Origin of the sequence: Indolivaga capnocytophagoides DSM 22835, from assembly GCF_000426485.1 — a bacterium.
Lineage (GTDB): Bacteria > Bacteroidota > Bacteroidia > Bacteroidales > Dysgonomonadaceae > Dysgonomonas_A > Dysgonomonas_A capnocytophagoides.
This window is the reverse complement of the sequence record NZ_AUFL01000017.1, coordinates 63,175-88,722: the sequence shown is the minus strand read 5'-3', so window position 1 is coordinate 88,722 and position 25,548 is coordinate 63,175. Positions and strand designations below refer to the sequence as shown.

Annotated in this window: 12 protein-coding genes; 11 read left to right on the top strand and 1 reads right to left on the bottom strand. The window is 39.1% G+C overall.

Annotation, left to right across the window (positions count from 1 at the left end; all coding sequences use genetic code 11):
* Positions 1-229 precede the first annotated feature (229 nt).
* On the bottom strand, positions 230-4,690 hold the full coding sequence (locus K322_RS0110395) for a hybrid sensor histidine kinase/response regulator transcription factor (RefSeq protein WP_035331879.1): 4,461 nt from the start codon (positions 4,688-4,690) through the stop codon (positions 230-232).
* A gap of 389 nt (positions 4,691-5,079) precedes the next feature.
* On the opposite strand from K322_RS0110395, the gene K322_RS0110390 reads away from it, so the two are divergent.
* From K322_RS0110390 to K322_RS20285, 11 genes are all read left to right on the top strand, one after another.
* On the top strand, positions 5,080-8,229 hold the full coding sequence (locus K322_RS0110390) for a SusC/RagA family TonB-linked outer membrane protein (RefSeq protein ID WP_035331869.1): 3,150 nt from the start codon (positions 5,080-5,082) through the stop codon (positions 8,227-8,229).
* An 18-nt stretch (positions 8,230-8,247) separates the two neighbouring features.
* Positions 8,248-9,906 carry a RagB/SusD family nutrient uptake outer membrane protein gene (locus K322_RS0110385; RefSeq protein ID WP_026626832.1) on the top strand — a complete coding sequence of 553 codons (1,659 nt, stop codon included), beginning with the start codon at positions 8,248-8,250 and terminating at the stop codon, positions 9,904-9,906.
* Positions 9,907-10,229: 323 nt separating this feature from the next.
* A complete protein-coding gene (locus K322_RS0110380; protein ID WP_260203786.1) occupies positions 10,230-13,451 on the top strand; it encodes a SusC/RagA family TonB-linked outer membrane protein in 3,222 nt (1,073 codons plus the stop codon).
* Positions 13,452-13,463: 12 nt separating this feature from the next.
* On the top strand, positions 13,464-15,380 hold the full coding sequence (locus K322_RS0110375) for a RagB/SusD family nutrient uptake outer membrane protein (protein ID WP_026626830.1): 1,917 nt from the start codon (positions 13,464-13,466) through the stop codon (positions 15,378-15,380).
* A 60-nt stretch (positions 15,381-15,440) separates the two neighbouring features.
* On the top strand, positions 15,441-17,063 hold the full coding sequence (locus K322_RS0110370) for a DUF5123 domain-containing protein (protein ID WP_026626829.1): 1,623 nt from the start codon (positions 15,441-15,443) through the stop codon (positions 17,061-17,063).
* A gap of 60 nt (positions 17,064-17,123) precedes the next feature.
* Positions 17,124-18,734: a glycoside hydrolase family 28 protein gene (locus tag K322_RS19145; protein ID WP_035331867.1), complete on the top strand. Its 1,611-nt coding sequence runs from the start codon at positions 17,124-17,126 to the stop codon at positions 18,732-18,734.
* A 115-nt stretch (positions 18,735-18,849) separates the two neighbouring features.
* The gene (locus K322_RS0110360) at positions 18,850-20,019 is read left to right on the top strand and encodes a glycoside hydrolase family 88/105 protein (RefSeq protein ID WP_026626828.1); all 1,170 of its coding nucleotides are present in this window, start codon (positions 18,850-18,852) and stop codon (positions 20,017-20,019) included.
* Between the two features lie 64 nt (positions 20,020-20,083).
* Positions 20,084-21,472: a pectate lyase family protein gene (locus K322_RS0110355; RefSeq protein ID WP_035331878.1), complete on the top strand. Its 1,389-nt coding sequence runs from the start codon at positions 20,084-20,086 to the stop codon at positions 21,470-21,472.
* 50 nt (positions 21,473-21,522) lie between these two features.
* A complete protein-coding gene (locus K322_RS0110350; RefSeq protein ID WP_026626826.1) occupies positions 21,523-22,482 on the top strand; it encodes a pectinesterase family protein in 960 nt (319 codons plus the stop codon).
* A gap of 133 nt (positions 22,483-22,615) precedes the next feature.
* The gene (locus tag K322_RS0110345; protein WP_026626825.1) at positions 22,616-24,163 is read left to right on the top strand and encodes a glycoside hydrolase family 28 protein; all 1,548 of its coding nucleotides are present in this window, start codon (positions 22,616-22,618) and stop codon (positions 24,161-24,163) included.
* Complete coding sequence (locus K322_RS20285; protein WP_026626824.1) at positions 24,163-25,545, top strand: rhamnogalacturonan acetylesterase; 1,383 nt, start codon at positions 24,163-24,165, stop codon at positions 25,543-25,545. Before K322_RS0110345 ends, K322_RS20285 begins: the two co-directional genes overlap by 1 nt.
* Positions 25,546-25,548: the final 3 nt, after the last annotated feature.

Below are 25,548 nucleotides of genomic sequence, written 5' to 3'. Positions count from 1 at the left end.
TAGAGCCTGTTTCAATTTTAGCGAAAATTATCATTAAAGGCTCTTTAACCTAATTCTTAGCTGCTTTTTTCTGCTCTTGTGAGTCTGTTTTTTACTTTCTTTTCTTGGTTTAGCCCGCTAAACCTGTAGAAAAAAAGCAAAAAATCCATCTCACAACTGCTATAAAAAAGCTTAGCTATAAAATTTAAACAGGCTCTTAGTTATCTCTTAAAAATACAGTATAGAATACTTACTGCTTTTTATTTTTGATATCCGACTCTCTTGACTGGTTTCTGTATTCACTCGGAGGTACTCCGTATATCTTCTTAAAGCATTGTGTGAAGTATTTTGTATCGGCTATTCCGATCATAAAAGAGACTTCTTTTATTGTATAATTTTCATTGCTGAGAATTAGTTTGGCGGCATGTTTTATTTTTACATTCCGTACAAATTCAATGGGCGAGTAACCCGTCAGGCTTTTTAGTTTCTTGAAAAAAACGGTACGGCTCATTGCCATAGCCGAAACGAGATCTTCTATAAGAAAGTCGCTGTTGTCGATATTCTCTTCGATAATTTCTTCTACTTTATATAGGAAGTTATTATCGTGTATGGTGATGGACTGTCCCTCTTTTCCGGTGGTATTCTGATCATGAGGAATATTGTCCCCTGTCTTTTTTTGAACCCTGAGAGTATAAACTTCGTACAATCGTTTTCTTTGCTGTACGATATTGTTGATACGGGCTTTGAGGTATTTTACGCTGAACGGCTTAGTGATATAATCATCTGCACCGTATTCCAACCCGTTGAGTCTGCTTTCCATATCTGCTTTAGCTGTAAGCATAATGAACGGTATATGGCTGGTCTCGCAGTTGTTTCGTATTTGCTGCAGAAATTCTGCACCATCTACTTCGGGCATCATCAAGTCGCTTACAATAAAATCGGGAAGGCTGTTTACTGCAGTTTCATAACCTTCCCTGCCGTTTTCGGCTTCCAGCACATCATAAAAGGGCAGGAGTATAGTGCGTATGAAGTGTCTGAGGTCAGGATCATCCTCCACAACAAGTATTGTTGCTTTGTCGGGTGTATTGTCGGTTTCCTGAATTCTACTTATGGATATAGCTTCGGTATTCGTTGATAACGGATTTTCTGTATTTTCAGGTACGGAGTATACAGGCGATTCTTCCTGCTTTACAATATCTACTTCATCTTCGAAGTGCTCAATTCCCATATTGAAAATGACTGAAAAGCAAGAGCCTTCATTCGGACTGCTGTCGACCTGTATTTTTGCATGGTGTTTATCTGCAACTTCTTTTACTATCGACAACCCGATACCTGTGCTAGGTTTGCTTTTATCGGGATTAAAAGAAACGAAACGGGTAAATAACTTATTCAGTATATCTTTCGTCATTCCTTTTCCTTCATCTATAACCTGTAAAACCATAGACTTGTCTTTCCTGAAAATATTTACTTCTATGGATTTTCCTTCGGATGTGTATTTAAGAGAATTTGACAAGAGGTTGTATATTAGTTTTTCTACACTGTCGCGGTCGATCCATATTTTTTCGTGTTCGCTCCGGTCATTTATTTTAAGATCGATATTCTGAGTTTCTGCGGTTTTGAAAAAGCTCTGACATATTTCCGATACATAAGGTCCTATCTCGGTGGGCTGTACGGATAGTTGTTTCTTCTGTATCTTTCTGAAATCAAGAATTTGGTTTACCATACGCAGCATACGGTTCGCATTGTTCAGAACGAGCTGTAACTGCGATTTTGTTTCGTCAGGGGTATTTTCATCATCTATTATATTTTCAACCGGAGATACTATCATCGTTAACGGGGTGCGTATTTCGTGCGAGATATCGGTGAAAAAGCGGGTTTTCATTTCAGTTTGTTCATGTTCCATTACAACCCTGTCTCTCAATCGGTAGAATATAAATATAGTTCGGAGTATGGAATACAGTATGATGATGGCTGCGACGATATAGATCAGGTAAGCCCAGTTTGTCTGCCAGAAAGACGGAGTTATTTCTATGTGCAGTACATGTTCATTTTTCATCCAGATGCCATCGCTGTTTGTCGATTTTACATGGAATATATACTTACCCGGAGCGAGATTGGAATAGTTGGCAATCCGCTGTTCTTTGGTGATTACCCAATCTTCATCCAGCCCTTCGAGTTTGTAGGCATAGCTTATGCGCTTTGGGTCGATATAGTCCAGTGCAGCGAACTCGATGCTAATAAAATTTTGCTTATGATTTAGCTGCAGATGATTTATGTCATCAATATTTTCTTTCAGAGGAGAATCTTCTCCGATCGGCACAGGCTTGTTGGATATCAATAGCTTAGTTAGCGCTACATAAGGAATATATGTGTTTCGTCCTATTTTTTGAGGGTTGATAGATATAAAACCTTTTGAGTATCCGAAAGATACGATACCCGAACGGGAGGTATATCTTGATCCTTCAGAGAAATTCTGCCCTTTGATAAGTCGGCTTACTTCGCTGTAGGTTTCGCATGATTTTGTCGCCGGATTAAACTGTGTCAGATTCCCTTCGGAGGCTATCCACAGATTATTTTGGTTGTCCTCTACAATGGTTAGTACAACATCGGATGCCAGTCCGTCGTTGGTGGTGAATGATACAAACTGTGTTGGGAACCCCTCTTTGTCTGTCTCGTTTATCTTATTGATACCTCCCCCGAAAGTTGCCAGATAGGTATCTCCGCTGCGTGTTGTACATATATCGTACACATCGTTGTTGTTTATACTGGTTCCGGTTCCGGGTATGCGGGTGTATGTTTTGTATTTTATTGACTGAGGCGAATTGAATGCCGATGAAAACATGATTAATCCCAATGTCGTTCCGATACAAATATTGCCCGATTTATCCGCAGAGATGATTCTTATTTTTGCTCCTTGATGTATCGGGAAATCACGCATGTCGTTTTTGTGATTGTAAAACTTCCCTTTTAGATGTTTATCAACCAGATTGAGACCTCCTCCATAAGTGCCGATCCATATCTGGTGTTTTGCATCCTCATATATACTGTACACACTGTTGTCGCTCAAACTGTATTTGTCGGTCGGCGAGTTTTTGTAATGTTCTATTGTATAGGATTTAGGATCAGATGTTTTTATCAATTTGTAAACACCATCACCTTTTGTTCCTATCCAGATATTCTTTTCGTGATCCTCTGTTATGCTGTAACTTATTCCGCTTAGGGGTGTACCCGTGCCTATTTTGCCATTTGCGCACATATATCCTATGGGAGTCAGATCGGCATCATATATCATTATTTTACCTCCTTTTGTAGATACCCACAACCGTTGATAAGAGTCTTCGAAGATACTTCTGACATCATTGTTTATAGTAGAGTGTGTATCTGTATCTATAAGAGTAGATCTGAATACACTGTTGTTGAAAATTATTTTTTCGAGTCCGTGCGATCGGGTGCTTAACCAAAGGTTGCCTTGACGGTCGGAAAAACCGGAATGCAGCATATTGGAGAATCTCCACGAAGGAGATGACGGTTCGTTGTAGAATGGGATGAGCTGATCAGTCAGAGGATCGTAATAGCCGAAGCCTCCTCCTCTTAAATGTACATACAGATGATCTGCTTTGTCTTCGAAGATGAAAAAATTAGGAGGAAAAACATTCGAAATGGCACTTTCTATCTTCATTTCGAAGTGTTTTATCTGTTTGGTTGTAATGTTGAATTTCGAAACACCCAATAAATCCATTTCGAACCAGATGTTTTTGTTTTTGTCTATATAGCTCGATATGATTGTATTGCTTCTCAGATTTAGAGTGTTTGTTTTATTGTATTTGGCTAATTCGTTCGTGTTTTTGTTGTAAATACAGAAACCCTGCCCGTTGCTTATGATCAAAATCAGATTTTTATCGATTCGTTTTATTTTCGATATATCTGACGATATCCCTGTGTCGAAAGGTAAAAAGCTTCTGTTGTTTTTGTCGTATCTCCATATTTTGCCCTTGTTGCTTCCGAACCATATTTCGTCGTCTATTTCCTGTGCCGAAAAGAAGGCTTGAGGTTTAATTGCAGAAGTATTTTTATCTAAGAAATAAGCTTTTGGAGTACTCATGTCGGGAGTGAGTGAATATAGTCCGTTTTCAGTCAATATCCACGACTGAAAACTTTCGTCTTCGTATACTTCGTTGATCTTATTGTTCTGTATCTTTTTATTGTTAGTGTCGAAAATTTCGACTTTGAAAGTTGAATCTGTAATGCATACTGCCCCCATTTTTTCAGATAAAAGCCACACCTTCCCCGACTTCATCGGGGCTATGCGGGTTGCGTTGAAGGTCAGATCTTTGTATTCTTTGATAGATCTCAACCCCATAAAACGTTCTGTTTTGGGATCGAAACGGTGAGCCTCGTTGTCGTATGACAGAGTCCAGATGTATCCGTATTTGTCGTTTACAATATGATCTATGCGGTTGCTCATCATGTGATAAGAGTCTCCGTCCTGAATTTTGTATGTTGTAAAGTTGTACCCGTCAAACTTACATAGTCCGTTCCATGTCGAAAACCACATAAAACCTTTTTGGTCTTGCAGTATGTCCATTACTGTATGCTGAGGGAGTCCGTCTTCTGCTCCATAATGTTCGAAGAAACATTTTGGCTGACATTTTGAATCTTCCGTATATAGTATAAGTCCGAGTAAAACAAAAAGGTAATATAGTTTATTCATGATAGAAAGTTGAAAGGTCACACACAAAGATAATAAATGTATTAAAATAGAATTTTATATTGGAGATTACCTGTATTTGAATTGTTTTCGGGTCTTATTGTCAAATTTGTAATTTATGTTTTTCTAATCATAGAGGTTTTTCTTTTATATTGCCTGTGTTTTACATGGTTTGAGAGTTTTGTCTTATTGTCTATTTTTGTTTTTGTTTTTGGCTGGAGTGTCTGTGTTTAGTGTCTTATAATCGGTATGGTCGGTCGGAAGATAACAATTTCACACCCCCTAATAGTCAAATTCACCCCCGGTGTAGTTGGCGATATATTATATTATTGCCGTTGAAAGCTTAATTACAGCTAACTGAGAATCTAATTTTAAACACATCTTAAATTACCATGCAAAAAACAAATTTGAGAATCCTATCTCTCATGTGTATATTGTGTTGTCTCTTTACATGGCACAATGTTCAAGCACAGCAAAAGAAAGAAATCAAAGGTACAGTAGTTGACATAAAAGGAGAAGGCCTTATCGGTGTCTCTGTGTCAGTTAAAGGAACGACTGTGGGGACAGTCACGGATCTGGACGGGCATTTCGTATTGTCAGCACCAGCTGATGCTAGAAGTCTGGAAGTAAAGTATATCGGGATGAAAGACAAAATCGTACCCATAACCGGTTCAGTTGTTAATATTACTATGGAAGATAATTCCTCGGAGTTATCAGAGATTGTGGTTATCGGTTATGGTACAATGAAAAAGAATGACCTGACTGGTTCTGTCGGCAGTATTTCTTCCGATAATATTACAGCGAAAGGTACAACCAGTGTTTTGGAGTCTATGCAGGGACAAGTTGCCGGTGTGGATATTTCTCAGAATTCGAGCCGTGCCGGTGGAGGTTTTGATATTCAGATCAGAGGGCAAAGCTCTATGCAGGGAGGAGGTCCGCTTTATGTCGTGGACGGAGTTGTAACTGATGGAATTGATTTTCTTAATCCTGCTGATATCGACCGTGTTGATATTCTTAAAGATGCGTCTTCAACAGCTATTTACGGATCGAGAGCGACTAACGGAGTTGTGATGATCACAACGAAACAGGCGAAAAGCGGTGAAGGCGGGCGTACTGTGGTTTCGTACGACGGATATTATGGCGTGAAAAAAATAGCTCGTATGCCCGATTTTATGTCGGGTGATGAATTTTCCGATTATCGTTTCGCCCGTTATACTACATTGACCAAAGGGGCGAACACTGCCGCTGGAATTCCTACATATGAGATGACAGACGGTAATCTCAAAAACTTCTGGAATGCAGACAGTGAAGTAATGAAACGTAAATTTGCCCAAAAAGATTATACCGACTGGCCTAGTTTGGTAACACAAGATGGTCAGCAGCAAAACCACTTTATAAGTGTTAACGGCAGTGGAAAAAATGTTGCTTACAGAGCAGGCGTGGGATATCAGAAGGAAGAAGGGATATTTGTAAATGACAATTATCAACGATTTAACTTTAAAGGTTCCGTCGATAATAAGATCAATGATAAATTTTCTGTTGGTTTTTCTGCAAATATGGCATATACCGATAAGGATTTCGGCAGTAAGAATGCGGTGTTGAATTCGTTCAGAACGAATCCTTATTTTATCCCTTATGATAAAAATGGCGACTTGGTATTATTACCCGGAGGAAAGGACATATTTGAGAGTACAGGACAGTTTTCTGGTATTATCAATCCTTTGCTCGATATGCAGAATGCCGTGAACGAGACCAAAACATATGATGTATTAGCAAATATTTATGCTCAGTATAATCCTACAAAAGATATTACGCTGAAAACAACATTCTCTCCGACTTATAACAAAAGCCGTAATGGTATATTTAATGGAGTATATACTGCGGCTCAGTATTCGAAAGGAGTAAATGCTGCGGAAGTAAGAAATAAAGAACGCTTTAACTATACATGGGATACACAGATCAACTATCAGAAAACATTCGGAGATCATGATCTGAGCGGGATGTACTTATTTAGTGTTTTTGATGATAAATACGATGAGGATTATATCAGTGTGTCGGATATGCCTTTCGATACAGGATATCACAATGTTGGTTCGGCTGCAAACGTGGAGAAAAAAAGCAGTGCCTATAGCCGAATCTCCATGTTGTCTCATGCTTTGAGATTTAACTACAGTTATAAAGGCCGGTATCTGGCAACAATATCCAGCCGGTGGGACGGATCGTCTAAATTTGCAAAAGGTAATAAATGGGGTGTATTTCCATCTATGGCTTTAGCGTGGAGGATATCAGAAGAGGAATTTGCAAAATTTGATGCCCTTAGTAACCTAAAGCTGAGAGCCAGTTTCGGATATACCGGAAATAATACTCCTGTGGGTGCATACGATACTCAGTCTCTGGCAAGTACAAAATATTGGTATGACTTTGGCGGAACACTTGCTAACGGGTATGGGCCTAACGGGTTGGTATATCAGAATTTGTCGTGGGAAAAATCGAGAGAATTTAATGTCGGTTTAGACTTCGGGTTCTTTGGCGGCAGGATTTCAGGAACAGTTGATTACTATAATAAATTATCAACTGATTTATTGTTAGAACGCCCTATGCCACTCGAAACAGGTTCGTCTACCGGGGTAATGTGGGACAATGTAGGAAAAGTACGAAACAGCGGTATCGAAATCGGATTGACTACAAAAAATATCGTAACTAAAGACTGGCAATGGAGTACAGTTTTCTCTTTTTCAGCGAATAAAAACCGAATAGTTGATATTGATGGATCGAAGCAAGACAATGTGGCAGCCAAATGGTTTATAAACAATCCGATCAATGTCGTTTACGGTCATAAAATTACAGGGGTCTGGACTGCTGCTGAAGCTGCCGAAGCTGCCAAATACGGACAGTATGAGGGACAGGCAAAAGCCCTTGATGTAGATAAGAATTATGTTATAGATCAAAAAGACGCTGTTATATTAGGTCATGCTGCTCCCGACTGGACAGGAAGTTTTACCTCTAATCTGGTATGGCGTGATTTTGATTTTTCTTTTTCGATTTATGCAAAACAAGGATCTACTGTATCCAGTCCGTTTATGATCGAATTTACGGATTATAAAGACCGTGGACGTTCTAAAATAAAGATGGATTATTATATCCCCGCAGGCACTCCTGTGCTGAATGCAGATGGAACTGTGGGAGTATCTTCGGGACATAATAACCAGAAGAACCCTTATCCGAATAACAGCGGAACTAATTATGGGGGAGGAACATATTGGGGAACATCCAATACAAGTGATACTTATGATTATGCAAACCACAGTGTAGATGCATCGTTCGTGAAAGTGAAGAATATAACGTTTGGTTATACTGTTCCTCGTAAGTTGTTATCAAAGGCGGGCATATCCAATCTCAGAGTATATATGAATGTTCTCAATCCTTTTGTATTTACCGATTATAAAGGATTTGATCCCGAATGGGCAGGAGCATCTATCTCAGATGGTAGCGGAGGTCCTAGTTCTGTGACCTACCAGTTCGGAGTAAACCTTAAATTCTAATCAATATCAGTTTACAAGATGAAAAAAATATATTATATATTGCTGTTATGCTTGCTGGGATCTGCAAGCTGTAGCGACTTTTTAGATCAGGATAATAAATCTTCCGTTCCTTCAGATGGTTTTTATTCCACCAAAAGTGGATTTCAAAGCCTGATGAATTCTGTATACTCTTCCTTGCGTCCGGTTTATGGTAAAGAACCCTGGGTGTTTAGCGCAGGTACAGATTTATATGCATCCGGACGTAATAAAGTGCCTGATGGATTAGGTACATACAAGGCATTGTTAAGTACCGACTCCGATGTAAGTACTTTCTATTCGAACTGTTACAAAGGGATCCAATTGGCTAATACTGCCATATATTATGCCGATCATACAGAGCAAACAGATTATTTGTCGCAGTATAAAGCTGAAGCCCGTTTTATTCGTGCATACTATTATTATCTGTTGGTGCAGCAATTTGGCGGTGTGCCTATTGTAACCGATATGATAAATTCACCTCAGTTTGAGTTCGAAAGAAAATCTGCTGAAGATGTGTATGCTTATGTTTTGTCGGAAATGGATGAGGCTTTGACATCGCTCCCTGCAACAACAAAAACATTCGGGCATGTAGATCAGAGAACGGTAAATCACTTTATCGCTAAAACTTATTTGTGCCGGGGATATGAGACCTTCGGTTCTAGTTCCGATTTTCAGAATGCAGCTAAATACGCTGATCTTGCCATAGGGGGACAGAGTTTATCGGTAACTTATAAGAATCTGTTCTGGCCGTCGAACCAAGAGAACGAAGAAATTATATGGTCAGTTCAATATGATAAAACTTCTATTGAAGATCCATCTTCCGATGGAAATATGCAGCAATCTTTTTTCGGAACATATCTGGGAGGATCAGAAGACGGACATAAATATACGACTTCTAACCTGACTCCCACATTACGTTTGCATCAGTTGTTTACAAAAGGAGACTCTCGTTATGAAGGTACATTTATGGTTCAGCTTTATAATAAATATTATGACTACTATAATTTGAAAGATTCGGAACTTGCTTCCGATAAGGTCTTATATTATTACCCTCCGGTGTGGGCTGTTGCCGATACTGCTGCGTGGCGTGCTGCAAATACAGCGACTCGAGCCAAAACAATCATTATCCCGATGCAAGAAAATACGCTGACAACTTCGGGCAAATCTACAACTTATGTTTCGGCTATGTCGGGTGATGTATACGGAGTGTCGGTTGTCCGCAAATTCGATGATCCCGATTCTAAATTCAGTACCAAGAGCAGTACTCGAGATATTGTGTTGGCGAGAGTCGGAGAAAGTTATCTGGTTGCCGCTGAGGCCTATTTTAAAGCCGGAGATTTGACGAATGCTGTAGCACGAATCAATTCTGTAAGGGCGAGAGCCGCCGAGTCGGGATATGATCTGTCTATTTCGAAAGAAGATTTATCGATTGATTTTATTCTGGATGAAAGAGCCCGTGAGCTTGCCGGTGAATATCATCGCTGGATGGATTTGAAACGTACAGGGAAACTGATAGAGTATTGTGTGAAATACAATCCAGATATAGCTAATGCCGACTATTTCAAGGGAACGGACGGACAGAATAAAATATTGCGCCCAATACCGTTGTCTGCAATAAATCTGAATAAAGCGACAGTAACACAAAATCCGGGATATTGAGATCTGGACTTTTATAATCAAAATAAATGAAAACACAGGGGGAGATGGTAATTTCCTCCTGTGTTTTTTTAGTAACAGAAAGTATTTAATGATGTGTTTTTTGTCTATAACAGACTGTGGCTGCTATACTTGAAAAGTCAACAAATAGGTTTAAGACCTTATTTATGCGGGGTGAGTAACAATTTTACACCCCCGAATAGTCAAATTCACCCCTTGACGCAAAACAGACTTGTTTTAATATTGCATATCAAAATCTAATTAAAGAGGTCTGTGACCTTAATTTAACTTTAAACACATCTTTTTTTACCATGCAAAAAACAAGTATGAAAATTTTCTCTATGATGTGTATTATATTCAGCCTGGTTTGTTGGGGGAATGTATATGCACAGCAGAAAAAGGAGATAAAAGGAACTGTTGTCGATGGCGGCGGTGAAGGGTTGATAGGCGTTTCTGTCTCTGTGACCGGAGCTTCTGTCGGAACAGTTACAGATTTGGACGGGAACTTTACTCTTTCGGTTCCGGCAAATGCAAAAACATTAGAAGCCAAATATATCGGGATGAAAACACAAACAGTGCCCATAACCGGCTCAAAAATCACCATCACAATGGAAGATAATTCTTCGGAACTGGATGAGGTAGTAGTGATCGGTTATGGAGCAGTGCCTAAAAAAGACCTGACCGGATCTGTTTCTTCTGTTTCTGCAAAAGATTTGAAAAATGTCCCTGTTGCTTCGGCTGCAGAAGCTATCACCGGTCGTATGGCAGGGGTGAACGTTTCTATGGCTGAGGGTTCTCCCGATGCCGATATTCGCATTCGGGTACGTGGTGGTACATCCATTTCTCAGGATAATTCGCCTTTGTATGTTGTTGATGGAATACAGGTAAACTCTATCTCGGATATTCCCCCTTCGGATATAGCGTCAATCGACATTTTGAAAGATGCTGCAAGTACTGCTATTTATGGAGCTCAGGGGTCTAACGGTGTTGTATTGATTACAACAAAAAGCGGACGTGAAGGGAAAATCTCCGTTTCGTTCAATGCATCATACGGAGCGAAACGTACCGATGATTTTATAAAGGTCTTGAGTCCTTACGAGTATGTCTATTATCAGTATGAATTGGATCAGTCAGAAACATTTCAGAATTATTACGGACGTTTTCAGGATTTGAATATCTATAAATCGGATAAAGGAATTGATTGGCAGGATAAGCTTTTCGGAAATACAGGAACTCAGCAATCTTACAATGCCAGTATTTCCGGAGGGAGTAAGTCTACTGTGTACAGTTTGAGTTTTGCCCGGAACGACGAAGATTATATTATGATCAATTCCGGGTATAAAAGAAATAACATAAACTTAAAGGTAAATACAAAAGTAAGTAATACTGTAAGCTTCGATTTTAATGTACGTCTGGCTGACGAAACTATAAACGGACCGAGTATATCTTCGGGGTCGGGTTCCAATACGAAGTTGCGTAATGCTGTAAAATACGCTCCGACCAGAGGTTTGTCTGCATTCAATTCATCTGTGGATGATGATGACGACCAATCGGGAGCCGAAGCCAGCAGTTTACTGTTGAATCCGATTGAGTCAATTGAAAATGAGTATAAAAAACAAAATAAGTTCACAAATGCTTATACGGCTACACTCGGATGGAATATTCTCAAAGAATTGAAACTGACCAGTATGTTTAATTATACATACCTCAAAAATAAAACAGATAATGTATGGCTGCAAGGTACAGGTGTATCCAAAAATTACGGTAACCAGCCTATTGCACAGATAACTGATCAGTACGGAAAATCATACCGGTTCAGTAATACGTTAGCTTATAACTGGAAGATAAATAAAGAACATAAAATTGATTTTCTTGTAGGTCAGGAGATTTATGAAAGTGTTACAGATCAAAAAATAACTGAAGCTCGCTTCTTTCCTGTCGATTTTTCGGCAAAAGAGGTCTTGGCTCAAATGAACAATGGTAAAGCGGAGCCTATAAGAACATCGATAGGTGAACCGTCTCGTCAGATATCATTCTTTGGGCGTATAAATTATAACTGGAAAGACCGTTATCTATTGACCCTTACAGCACGGGAAGACGGGACAAGTAACTTTGGTCCGGGCAATTTTTGGGGATTTTTTCCCGGTGCAGCTTTGGCATGGAGAACATCAGAAGAAGGATTCATGGAAGGTACTAAAGGTTGGTTAAGTAACCTGAAAGCCAGATTGAGTTACGGTTCTGTAGGGAATGCAAGAGTAGGTTCGTACTGGAGACAAGATTACACATCGTCATCATCGAGTGTGTTTTATTTAAACGAATCGGCTACAAGTATTCTTACGCCATCTAGTACATTGAAAAATAATAAATTGACATGGGAAACAACCGAATCTACAAACTTTGGTATTGACTTCGGCTTTTTCAATAACCGGCTTTCGGGTACAATCGATCTGTATAATAATGTAACAAAAGATTTGATTGTAAGTACACCTATTCCTTCGACTTCCGGTTTTGATAATCAGTACCAAAATGTTGGACAAACTTCTAACCGGGGACTGGAGCTATCTCTTACGGGTTATATAATCGATAATAAAGACTTTACATTGAGCGGAACATTCAATATTGCGTTCAATAAAAATAAGGTTGATAAATACGGAAGAGGTGATGCCAAGTCGAAATTATACGGTTCGGGATGGAATGGGTCTGCAGAGCCTACTTATGATTATCTGATACAGGAAGGTAAATCTTTGGGTCAGATGTATGGATATGTAACGGATGGAATGTATTCGTTTGACGATTTTACATGGGATAATTCGAAGAATGGCTGGGTACTCAATGATGGTGTTGCTGATGACAGCAAGCTGATTGGTGCAGGAAATTACTTTGGTCCGGGAGCTCTTAAACTAAAGAAGATATCGGATGATGGAAGCACGGAGATAACCGAGAATGACAGAAAGGTAATCGGAAACGCTTTACCTATTCATACTGGAGGTTTTGGATTTAACGCTACATATAAAGGGTTTGATGCTGCTATTTTCTTTAACTGGTCATACGGTAATGATATTTACAATGCGAATAAATTAGATAATACGGCTTACCTGCAAACCCGGAAATATCAGAATTTATCAGCCGAAATGAGTTTGGATAAACGTTTTACAACTATTGATCCTTCTACAGGTAATAATATCTATTCGGGGAAAAATGCAAATCCGCAGCTTTTACAAGAACTGAACAAGGGCAAAGCGATGTGGCACCCGATAATGACAACTACGGTTTTCCACTCATGGGCTGTAGAGGATGGTTCTTTCCTGCGTTTGAATAACCTGACAGTCGGTTATACTCTACCCAAAAGTTTAACAAAAAAATGGCTGATAGAATCCTTACGTATTTATGCGACAGGATACAATCTGTATTGCTGGACGAACTATTCGGGCCCTGATCCGGAGGTTAGTACCCGTGGCGGATCTTCAAGCCCTTTCACTCCGGGTGTTGATTATTCCGCCTATCCGAAAGCGAAAACGTTTGTCGGTGGTATAAATGTAACATTCTAAAAGAATATATCTATGAAAAAAATAATATATATAACCATTGCTGCATGTTCGTTTGTATTCTCTTCATGCAATGATTTTCTGGAAACAGAAAGTCCGTCGAAAATGACTGACGAGACTGTTTACTCATCTACCTATTATGCCGAGTCGGCGGTATTAGGTATATACGACCGTATTGCCGATGCTCAGATGTATGCTCAGCGCATTTCTCTTAACTGGTCTACAAATAATGACATAGAATTTGTAGGGGCTGATGAAACATCTTATAATCAAAATTCAAATAGAGGAGTATCTAATTATTATGCTACTGCCGGGAATTCTGTTTTATTATGGACGAGAATATACCAGATGATAGAAAGAGCCAATCTTGTGATAGTAGGTTTGCAAAACAGTCCGCTGATGTCAGGAACAACTAGTGAGCAGGCTGCCTTCAAATCTTTGTTAGCCGAAGCAAAAGCAATGCGAGCTATGGGTTATTTCGAACTTGTAAAACATTGGGGTGATATTCCCTTCAAAACAGAACCCACAAAAAACGATTTATCGAATGTTTATCTCCCGAAAACAGACAGGGATTCTATTTATGATTTTATTATAGAAGATTTGACCGAGGCTCAGAAGGACTTGCCTTGGGTTGGAAATTCGGCCGGATCGGTTTCGTATTCAAATTCCGAGCGTATAACCAAAGGATTTGTGAAGGGATTGATTGCCCGTGTCGCTTTAGCTAGAGGTGGATACTCTCTTCGCGATAAGGCCGGATATCCGATGGAAAGAGGTGCAAACTGGGAAAAATATTATGAAATAGCAAGAGAACAATGTAAAGAAGTAATGGATCAGGGTATTTATACTCTGAAATCTAATTACGAAACAATATGGACAGACGTTTGTGCTTTAAATCCAGATGGTGTTAATGGCGAAAACCTGTATGAAGTAGCTTTAGGTTTAGGTCAGAGCGGAGAGATTGGTTATAGTATAGGTGTGAGATTTTATACAAATACAAAGTACGGATACGGCAATAATTCAAACGTAGTTAATACAAGCGCATACTATTATTATTCGTTTGACCAGAAAGATACCCGTCGTGATGCCACTATTGCGACTGCATCATACGGTAATTCTTCGGGAGACCTGAAAGAAGTATTTCAGTCTAATCCTCTGTCATACAACTTTGCAAAATGGGATCAACGCTGGATGAGTAAAAATGCAACATGGCTTTCTTATAATAAAGGTGCGAATAATAAGTGGGGATATGGTGTAAACTGGATTGTGATGAGGTATGCAGACATACTTCTTATGTATGCCGAAGCCGAAAATGAACTGAACGGGCCAACTGCTTCTGCTAAAGATGCTTTGAAACAGGTAAGGGCTAGGGCTTTTAACGGTGTTGCCAATTCTACTGCGGAGGTTACAGACTATGTAGATAACCTGACGTCTCAGCAACAATTTTTCAATGCGATTGTAAATGAAAGAGCTTGGGAATTTGGAGGGGAAGCTATTCGTAAATTCGACCTCATCAGATGGAATTTGTTGTCCAAAAAAATACAGGATCAAAGAGATGCTTTTGCAGAAATGATTAATGGCGGAACAGTTAAGATATTTGATAAAAGCTATGACAATCTGCCTCAGGCTATTTATTATCGATATAAAGACGATAAAGAGAATATTGATAAAGCAAATATAAACTACTATAAAGCGAATGCGGAGCTTGATGCCTTGAGTGACGATGAAGTTAAAAAGGCTGGTTATACTAAAGTGAAATGGATGTTCGGTTTCTCGGATGAGAATAAGACAAATTATCTGACAAGAATAAAACTGTTCAGCTCTGGATTGCAAAAAGCGTATAATGGAACTTGCGATGACAGATACCTCTTTCCTATACATACAAGTGTAATCGGAGATTACGGAGGTGTCGTTACTAACTCTTACGGTTATTAATACAGTGGGTTTCATTATCATAATCATTAATAGGTCTAGACCTTAAAATATAAGAATCAAATGATAAATAAATTTCTATATAAAATAGTGGGACTTCTTCTCTTTTGTGGTTCGGTTCTGTCATTTACATCATGTGATGATGTGAATGACTGGGCAACCGACGATAATGAGAATGGAATATTCAGTCCCGTAATATTCGAAACTTCAGATGTTGCTGCAACATCAGTGTCTCTTAAATTTTCGAGTGTACCAAATGCTGGAAAATATATTTTTGAATTTAGTAAAGACAGTTTACAATTTACGTCTATTGATCGAACTGTGGAAATTGATGCTGAAGATCTTGTAAAAGACTCGACTGATACGAAGATCAGGTATATTTTTACAGTTAAGAAACTGGACGCGGAGATTAGATATTCTGTCCGTCTGAAAGTAACGGGTAACAACGGACTACCCGATTCGAAATGGGTTTCGCTGACATTCAAAACTAAAGGAGAGCAAATACTGAATGCTGTTAAAGATATTTCGGAAGACTCTGCTTTGTTGACATGGGATCCCGAAAATGATGTTACACATATTACTTTAACCGAGAGTAACGGCACTGCTCAGAAAATAGACTTGACAACTGAAGAAATATCTCTCGGACAAAAATCTCTTTCGGGGTTGAAAGAAAATACTTCTTATTCGGTTCAGATCTTTAATAACGAAATCAAACGGGGTACGGTTTCCTTTACTACTCAGCCCAAGGTATCGGGAGACGGTGTAAAATATTTCCTTACAGGAGATGAAGATCTGGCTACTTATCTGGATAATATAACCGATGATGCAGTTATTCTGGTATTTCCCGGAGGATCGTCTTATACAATTAATTCAGCAGATGGAAACTGGTCAATTCCTGCTCATATAAAATCATTGACTTTATGGGGATTACCCAGTGGAGACGATAAAGTTCAGTTGAATTTAAAATCAATTAAACTAGACGACTCATCTGTATCGTTCAAGCTATGGGCATACAATCTCAAGATAACGGGTACAGATAATAGTGCAGATTATATATTGAATGATAATCCATCCGGAGCAAGGAGTCTACCCGAATTTAAAATAGATAATTGTACAGTAAATACTTTTAGGGGAATGATGCGTTTGAGAGGTGCTGTAAATATTTCCCGTTTTGAAATTACAAACTCTATTGTTTCTAATATCGGAAGTTATGGTGTGCTTACTGTAGATGCTGCGACTGTATCTGTTGGCAATGTTGTAATCTCCAATAGTACAATTTATAATCTGCTTAGTGCGAATGTTTTGACCTTCAAGTCACAGGCTTCGTCATTAAATATAACAAATTGTACGCTATATGATGCTCCCTCAAAAGGTAAGTATATTGTGAGCTTTGATAAGGCAGCAAGTATTCCTTCGACCTTCAATATAACATCGTGTATATTCGGAGCGTCTGATGCTGCTAATGAGATCAGAGCGACTACACCTAAAATAACAACAACATTTGTAACGGATTCTTACAAAACCAGCGATTTGTCGATTAACACAGGATACCCTTTGACTGGAGTATCCGAATATTCGAAAACGTCGGCCGATTTGTTTGTAGATCCTGCAAATGGAGACTTTACAATAAAAGATACTAATATAGGTAATGGAAATAACCCGGGAGATCCCCGTTGGTGGAACTAACTAAACTTGAAGAGTAGAACCGTTTTGTGCGGTTCTGCTTTTCTTGAAAACGCTTTACTCATGAAAAAGAAAATAGCTCAATTTTTTGTATGTTTATTCTTTATCGCTGGGTCGGTAAATGCAGATAACCTTTATTCAGAATATTATAAAGGATTACCATTCCCGATGCCGGTAATACAACAGCCTGTATTCCCCGATAATAAGCTTTCGCTGCTGGATGTCGGAGGTATACCCGATGGAATGACTCTCAACACAGAGGTGTTTTCCCGGGCGATGGATCAATTGTCGAAACAAGGAGGGGGAACCTTAATTGTTCCGGAAGGAATATGGTACACCGGACCGATTGTATTTAAGTCTAATATCAATATGCATTTGGAAAAAGGGGCTTTAATTCTTTTTTCCGGAAACTTTGATTTATATCCATTGGTTAATACCAGTTTCGAAGGTCTTGAGACACGCAGGTGCCAGTCTCCTATTTCGGGAAATGGTCTCGAGAATATAGCCATTACAGGAGAAGGATCAATTAATGGTTCGGGTGAATTCTGGCGTCCATTGAAAAAAAGCAAAGTTACAAGTGCTCATTGGAAACAGGTTGTAAACTCGGGAGGTGTTGTAAGAAACGGAGATTATTGGTTCCCTTCTGAAAAGTCACTCAGAGGTTTTGAAAAAAGCGATATGAATGTGCCCAAAGGCGAGCTTTCGGATAAAGACTGGAATGATATAAAAGACTTTCTTCGTCCGGTGATGGTTAGCTTCATTTCTTGTAAGAATGTATTTCTTCAAGGTGTTTTATTTGAAAACTCCCCGAGTTGGAATATTCATCCGTTGATGTGCGAGAATGTAATTATAGATCGGGTTTTGGTTCGTAATCCGTCTTATGCACAAAATGGGGATGGGCTGGATTTAGAGTCTTGTAAAAATTCGATCATCGTAAACAGTGTCTTTGATGTCGGTGACGATGCAATCTGTATCAAGTCGGGAAAAGACGAAGACGGCCGATTGAGAGCAATGGCTACAGAGAATGTGATTATTGACAACTGTAAGGTTTTTCAAGGTCATGGCGGATTTGTTGTCGGAAGTGAAATGTCCGGAGGTGTGAAAAATATCTCTGTCAAAAACTGTCAGTTTCTCGGAACAGATGTCGGTTTGAGGTTTAAAAGCCGCAGAGGAAGAGGGGGTGTTGTGGAAAATATACATATAAGTGATATTTTTATGTTTAATATCGCTACGGAATCATTCTTATTTGATCTTTACTATGGCGGTAAATCGGCTTCCGAATCATTGGAGGATGGAGACGAAACACCCGAATCGGATGTTGTTGTTCCTGTTGATGAAACAACTCCCGTATTCAGAAAGATATATGTGAAAAACCTGACATCACGTAATGCACGCCGAGCTATGTTTTTTAATGGTCTGCCTGAGATGAATATTAATGACATACATATTGAAAATGTTACCATATCGGCTCAATATGGAGCTGAATTGGTAGAATCTCAGGATATTACATTCAAGAATGTGAAGATCGTTCCTCAGGAAGGTGCAGCTTTGATTCTCAAAAATGTACAGAATATGAAAGCGGATAATTTTTCGTATCCCGAAAATCTGAAAGATCCGGTAAAGATAAGCGGAGATAAGACAAAAGGCATCCAATTACCCGGTATTTCTAAATAAATAACAGAAAGTATCTGATGTACTATCTTTGGTTTACAACATATTTTGGATGTTATATTTACTAACACACTAAATAGGTCTGAGACCTTAAGAAGACCTTAAATTAAACAATAATATGAAATTACGATTTTTATCAATAGTTTTATTTGTTTTCGGGTTTACGCTTTGCTTACAGGCCGGAGATAAATATTATGTAAAAATGGCTGATTCGGAAATGAAGCGTAATCCGGAATCGTGGATGCTGGATTTTTCTTCTGCTCCAAAGTGGAATTATTGTCATGGACTGATGTTGCAGGCAATACTTCAGACATGGGAGAAAACTCACGATCAACGTTACTTCGACTATGCTTATAGCTATGCAGATCTTATGATCTCGGAGGACGGGCAGATCAAAACCTACAAACTAGCCGAATATAATATCGATAGGGTAAATACCGGAAAAATATTATTCCCGATTTATAAACAAACCGGAGAAGAACGATTTAAAAAGGCGTTAGATCTTTTATGTAGTCAGATGGATACCCATCCCCGTACTGCAGACGGTAGTTTCTGGCATAAAAAAATATATCCGCATCAGGTGTGGCTGGATGGGCTGTATATGGCATGTCCGTTTTTAGCCCAATACGGAGAAACTTTTGATAAGCCGGCATTATATGATGAGGCGGCTCTGCAAATTATAGATGCTCATAAATATTTGATTGATGCCAAAACAGGCTTGTATTATCATGGTTGGGATGAAAGCCGTCAACAGCGTTGGGCTAATCCCGAAACAGGGCTTTCTCCTAATTTTTGGTCTCGCAGCATCGGTTGGTACATGATGTCGATGGTGGATGTTTTGGACTTTCTTCCGGAAAATCATCCTGAAAGACCTGAAATTATAAAAATATTGCAGGATATTAGTGCTGCTGTAGAAAAGTATCGTGATTCTAAAACGGGCATGTGGTATCAGGTGACTGATCAGGGTGCACGTAAAGGCAATTATGTAGAATCGAGCGGATCAGCCATGTTTATTTATACATGGGTCAAAGGTGCACAAAAAGGATACCTTGATAAGAAATACCTGAATAAAGGGAAAAAGGCTTACGATCAGTTTGTGAAACGATTTATAAAGACTGAATCCTATGGAACGATATCTGTCACAGACGGATGCAGTGTAGCAGGTCTTGGCGGTGAGAAAGTGTATCGTGACGGAAGTTTCGAATACTATATTTCTGAACCTGTACGAGATAACGACCCTAAAGCCGTAGGACCTTTCATTATGCTTAGTCTTTTATTGGATAAGTAAGATTCAGACCGTTGTAAGCATAAAATACAGCAGATCTTTAATAGTTGTAAAAAAAAATAAAGTCATGAAAAAAGGATGTTTTTTTATTCTTTGTTGCGTATTGTTGTCTACCCTTTCATTGTGTGCCCAGACACCTGCATTTCCGGGGGCTGAGGGGGCAGGAATGTTCACCACAGGCGGACGAGGTGGGACTGTTTACTATGTGACGTCTCTCGAAGATACGCTTGTTGGTAATAAAAAGCTGAATGAGGGAACATTCCGCTGGTGTCTGAAAAGACCGGGAGCGAAAACAATCCTTTTTAAAGTGGCCGGTATCATACATCTCAAGTCGAGATTGACCATAACAGAGAATACAACGATAGCCGGGCAGACAGCCCCCGGCGACGGAATTTGTATTGCCGACAATAATGTGAAGATATCTGGAGATAATGTGATTATTCGTTTTATGCGATTTCGAATGGGAGACTTAACAGGATTGGAAGATGACGCATTGTCCGGTTATCGGAATAAGAACGTGATTATCGATCATTGTTCTATGAGTTGGAGTACTGATGAATGTGCCTCTTTCTATGATAATGAGAATTTTACTCTGCAATGGAGTATCCTTTCTGAGAGTTTAAGAGCATCGGTACATCGTAAAGGCAATCATGGATATGGAGGTATCTGGGGTGGACAGGGGGCTACATTCCATCACAACCTGCTGGCACACCATGATAGTCGTAACCCTCGCATGTGTGGTTCGAGGTATTCAAATCGTCCGGATCTGGAGTTAGTTGATTTCCGCAATAATGTGATTTATAATTGGGGAAGCAATAGCGGTTATGCCGGAGAAGGTGGACGCTATAATTTTATTAATAACTATTATAAGCCGACAGCCGGATCGGTACATAAAAACCGTATATTTTCACCCAATGCCGATGATGGCTCAAACAAACAACCTCAGGGTGTTTGGGGGGAGTTTTATCTGCATGGAAATGTAATAGCAGGAGATCAGGCAGCGACAAAAGACAATACGCTCGGTTTTCAGCCGAACCCTGCATCAAAGGATAAATCGGAATTATTATCAAAGAAAGAATTTTCGGTTTCTCCTGTGAAAACAGATAAGGCAATCGATGCCTATATCAAAGTTCTGCAAAAAGCCGGAGCTAGTTACGTGAGAGACAATACCGATGCTCGTATTGTAAATGAAACAAGAAACGGGCTTACTCCCGTTAGGGCATCCCACGATAGCAACACCCGTCCGGGGATGATCGATTCTCAATCGGATGTCGGAGGATGGGATGTATATAAGTATGCAAAATCAGAAGTTGTAACTGATTCCGATAATGACGGGATTCCGGATGGGTGGTTAGAAAAGAAATATCCGGGAAAAACAGCAAATGATCTTAATCCGGACGGATATACTTATTTGGAAGTGTACCTGAACAGTTTGGTTGAACATATTATAAAGTAAGGTCGAGCCTTATCAATATATCCTTAAATACCTTTAGTTACTTATTTATCATGAAAAAAACTATTTATTTATTCTTTCTCCTATGTTTTTCTTTGACATTGTTTGCTTCGGAAGATAGCAGAACTATTGTCGTAGATCGTAACGGAACCGGACATTTCCGTAATATACAACAAGCTATAGATTCGGTCAGAGCTTTTGATCCGAAAGGAGAAATAACCATTTTTGTCAAAAAAGGAGTATATAAAGAGAAGCTTATTCTGCATTCGTATCTGACTAATGTAAAGTTGGTAGGAGAGGATAGAGATAAAACAATCATTAACTACGATGACCATGCCAATATAAATAAGATGGGCACTTTCAGAACATATTCCTTTTTATTAAGCGGAAATGATATAACTGTAGAAAATCTTACTATTGAAAATTCTGCGGCTCCAATGGGACAGGCAGTTGCTCTGTTTGTTGAAGGAGACCGTGTCATCTTCAGGAATTGCCGTTTTCTGGGAAATCAGGATACGATTTATGTAGGACGAGAGAATATGCGTCAATATTTTGAGAACTGCTACATCGAAGGTACGACTGATTTTATATTCGGACCCTCGACCTGCTGGTTCGAAAACTGTGTGATTTATTGTAAATCCAACTCATATATAACAGCTGCAAGTACTCCCGAGAATATAAAGTACGGGTATATATTCAATAATTGTAAAATAGAAGTTGCTTCCGAGGTTAAGAATATGTATTTGGGACGTCCATGGAGAGCTTATGCTATGACATTATTTATGAATTGTTATTTGCCGAAAGGCATTAAAGCCGAAGGATGGCATAACTGGAGTAATGCGGAAAACGAGAAGACCGCCCGCTACATGGAATACAATAATACAGGAGAGGGTGCGTCTACATCCGGGCGTGTCAACTGGGTGAAAATTCTGAATAGACAGCAAGCTGCCGAATATACGGTTGAGAATGTATTTAAGGGTTGCGACGGTTGGAATCCTGTAACAAAGAAATGATATCAAAGTGTGTGGATCAACACCCTTAAAATATAAGTAACAGCAAGTATTTAATAATATACTTTTAGTTTATAACAGGCTTTGGTTTTTTTACTTATCAAAGCTATAAATAGGTTTGAGACCTTAATAGTCTATGAGAAAGATATTTTTTAGTATAATATTCTGTTTGAGTATATTGGCAATTCAGGCAAAGATATATGATATAAAAAGCCTGGGAGCCGATACTTCAGGAAAAGTAGCTTGTACAGATCTGATCAAGCAAAGTATAAAGAATGCGTCGGCCGAAGGTGGCGGTACTATTTATTTTCCTGCGGGAACTTATCTTACAGCTGCAATTCATCTTGAAAGTAATATTACACTTGATATAGAATCGGGTGCTGTATTGAAGTTTTCGACAATATTCGAAGATTATCTTCCTTTTGTGAAAGTCCGCTGGGAAGGTGTCTTCATGAATAGCCTTTCTCCCCTTATTTATGCCGATAAGGCCGAGAATATCACTATTAAAGGTCGGGGAGTTATCGACGGACAAGGTCATACATGGTGGAAAGAATCTCGCCGGTTGATAGACGAAATAAGAAAAGACGGAAAAACTTCAGCTACCAATAAACTTCAGCAGATGTGGCTTGATGCGAATAAAGGCATTAAGGTAAGTCCATATTATGAGTCGACACTTGAGCGTAAATTTTTCCGTCCGCCGTTTATTCAGTTTCACGAATCGAAAAATATACTTATTGAAGGAATAACAATCATTAATTCTCCTTTTTGGACAATCAATCCTATCGGTTGTGATGATCTGTTAATACATGGTGTTACGATCAACAACCCGTCTTCGAACCCTAAAGGACATAATACCGATGGCATTAATCCCGAATCATGCAGGAATGTCCGCATTTCTGATTGTTTCCTCAGTGTCGGGGACGACTGTATCACCATTAAATCGGGAAGAGACGAAGACGGACGAAACTATGGACGTCCGTGTGAAAATATAACTATAACCAATTGTATCATGCTGGCAGGACATGGAGGCGTGGTTATCGGAAGTGAAATGTCGGGAGGAGTAAAGAAAGTCACTATCTCCAATTGTGTATTTAACGGAACAGATGCCGGAATACGTCTTAAATCATCAAGGGGAAGAGGTGGTATTGTAGAAGAAATACGTGTTGATAATATTGTCATGAATAATATTCAGCGGAACGCATTTATTTTCGATCTTTTTTATGACAAGGATTCTAAGGAAGAACCCGTATCGGAGCGTACTCCTGTATTCCGCAATATTCATATCAGTAATGTTACAGGTAGTGATGTGAAAAAAATAGGCTATATAACAGGAATCAATGAAATGCCCATATCGGAAATCTCATTTTCGAATATAAATATGGTTGCCGAAAATGGCTTTACCGCTAAAACCGCTAAGAATATTACATTCCATAATATCGACTTTTCAGTAAAAAAAGGGGCTGCTTTGGCTTTTGATGAATGTCAGGATATTATTATTGATAATGTTCACTCAAAAGCACCCTTGGCTAATCAGCCGATCATAGAATTAAATAAGGTGAGCAATGGTTTTATCAATAACTGTATTCAGCTAACTAAAGCCGATATTTTTTGTAAAGAAATAGACAGTGAGATCGTATGGGGAAATAACTTTCTGAATAATGTAAAAACGGTAAAAATTAAGTAATGAAAAGATATTTTTTGCAAATCGGTCTTGTTGCAATAGTTCTCTTAGTGCAGGTCGGAATATTAAATGCGCAGGTGCGTATTCTTACCATAGGAGATTCTACTATGGCGGACTATGATGTGGAAAAGCGAACAGGAGAAAATGAAATGCGAGGGTGGGGGCAGATGTTGTCTCTGTTCTTAACCAATGGCGCAAAATCGGAAAATGCAGCGAAAAACGGACGCAGTTCTAAGTCGTTTTATTACGAATTCTGGTTAGAATTGAGGAATACTTTGAAACCGGGAGATTATGTTTTTATCCAGTTCGGACATAATGATGAAAAGAATCAGGGCTTGGATACCGATCCTGCTGACACTAAGGAACGGGGAACGGCTGCATGGGGGCAGTATCAGGAATATCTTACACGGTATGTAAGCAAATCTCGTGAAAGGGGAGCTATACCTGTTCTGCTGACTCCTATTGTACGTTGTCTGCCCGAAGATAGTGATACGACCAGGCTTTCGGGTACCGGGCTGCATAATCTGAGGGAAATCGCCGGAAACGATTCGACAATGAACTACCCTATGGCTATGCGTGCTCTTGCCCGTAAACTGAATGTCCCTTTGGTGGATATGACCGCATTGACCGAAAAACTGGTATTGGAATACGGGCCTGTAAAAGCACGCCGGATTATTTATGCGAAGAATGACAATACCCACTTAAAAGCAAAAGGTGGAATTTTATTTGCCCGTTTGGCAGTACTAGATCTGTTGAGTAAGAATATTTTATCCGATTATTTGTCTATCCCGGTTGATAGTGTATTATTCAATACTGACCGATTATCCGAATTGGAAAAATCACAGAAGGAGCAAACGAGACATCTTAAAATTCAGGAATATAAGAGCAAAGGGGCAGAAGCGGCTTATCTAACTTATGTTCCGAGTCTGAAATCTCAGAATGGAATTCCTTCATATATTACGGTGATGGAGCAATTGGAAGGTCTGAAATATACAGCCGATAATAAGATAATCATTGACGGGGAAAGATGGCCTGACGGGGACATAGACCAGAATGCAAACCGATATATTCAATTCTCGATTAAGCAGGGTAAGGGTGAGCTTTGTGTTGATTCAATCGGAGTACAGTTGAAAAGTCTGAAAGGCGATGGAATGTATGTTACTGTATTGATAAGTACTGATTTTTCGTTTTCTAAAGCGGAAACTCTGGCTTCTATGGAAAAACTACCGAAAGATAAAATAGCTTATTTTGATCTTAAAACCTGTATTGAACTGAAAGATGACAGAATACTTTATCTGAGAATATACCCTTGGTATAGCAAAGCTGCTTCGGGTAAATATCTGGAAGTAAGCAAGATTTCAGTTAATGGCCTAATTTTAAGATAAGGA